This window comes from Microcystis sp. M53603_WE2, assembly GCF_030065435.1.
This window is the reverse complement of record NZ_JASJFF010000029.1, coordinates 1-1006: the sequence shown is the minus strand read 5'-3', so window position 1 is coordinate 1006 and position 1006 is coordinate 1. Positions and strand designations below refer to the sequence as shown.

The window sequence follows — 1006 nt, the reverse complement described above, 5'->3', positions numbered from 1 at the left end:
CCCGCAAGGGAAAGAAGCAGAAACCTAAATCGTGAGGTTTGGGAATCGCCGTCCGTTTTACGGCGGCGAGGATGTCAAAATTATTACCCTCCAATCCTAAATATTCTTCCTTGACCACCCGTTTCGCTAACATGGGATTACCGATCGCCCGTTGTTGCCAATCGGCCAGTTTACCCGGTGTCACCTGCAATCCCAAATCGTTTGCTTCCCCTTCCATAATTTCGCGGATCGCCCTTTCTGGTAAAGCTTCCAATTCGATGCGGGGAAGCTTCAAAAAAATATCTCGGGCCGGGGGGTAAGTAGCCAATAATAATATCGGCTGTCCCTGTAAATGCAGTTTTTCCAGCCAACAACGCAGGGAAACGGGAAACCTGTGGGCATTGTCCATGACCAGAAAAGCGACGTTATTTTCTAACCATTCGGCGATGGTTTCCTGTAACTGTTGTGCCGTCATCGGTTTGCCCTCTAGCGTCTCCGTATCTACCCCCAAATCCCCGGCGATTTCCAGAAGCATCTGTTTGACCGTGCCGATGGCAGGGGCGGCCACCGGAAACCCCCGCCCCCACAAGTCCTCGATCACCTGCTCCGCTAAAAAGGTCTTCCCCGCTCCGTCTTCCCCCACCACCAACAAACTGGCATTGGCTAGTAGGGCAGCTACCACCCGCTCTTTTTCTGCTCGCCTATAGCAGGAGATTGAAAGGGAATCATCAACGGAACGGATCGACAAAGACTGACGCTCACCGTCCGCTCCAACCCCGTAGGTATAGACCCGCTCCTCCCCGTTAGCCAATCTCCTTCTGTGTCGCTCGATCATCGTTCCGATTCCCAGTTCCATTTCTACTATAGGGTCTGCTGAAAAAGTCATTGAAAAGTACAGGTCTCTTAATCAATGATTTCACTTATACTTTAGACGTTCATAATCTGAGATTTATTAAACTTCTGAAATCGTAGAGTCAGCAAGGAATCCAGTTCTTTTTTATGTTTCAAATGGGCATCATTCAAACAT

At 49.4% G+C, this 1006-nt stretch carries 1 protein-coding gene; it reads right to left on the bottom strand.

Annotated elements, in window-relative coordinates; all coding sequences use genetic code 11:
• Positions 1 to 865, bottom strand: an 865-nt coding sequence (locus PX481_RS00665; protein WP_288093122.1) for an ATP-binding protein, incomplete at its 3' end; no start/stop codon positions are given.
• Positions 866 to 1006: the final 141 nt, after the last annotated feature.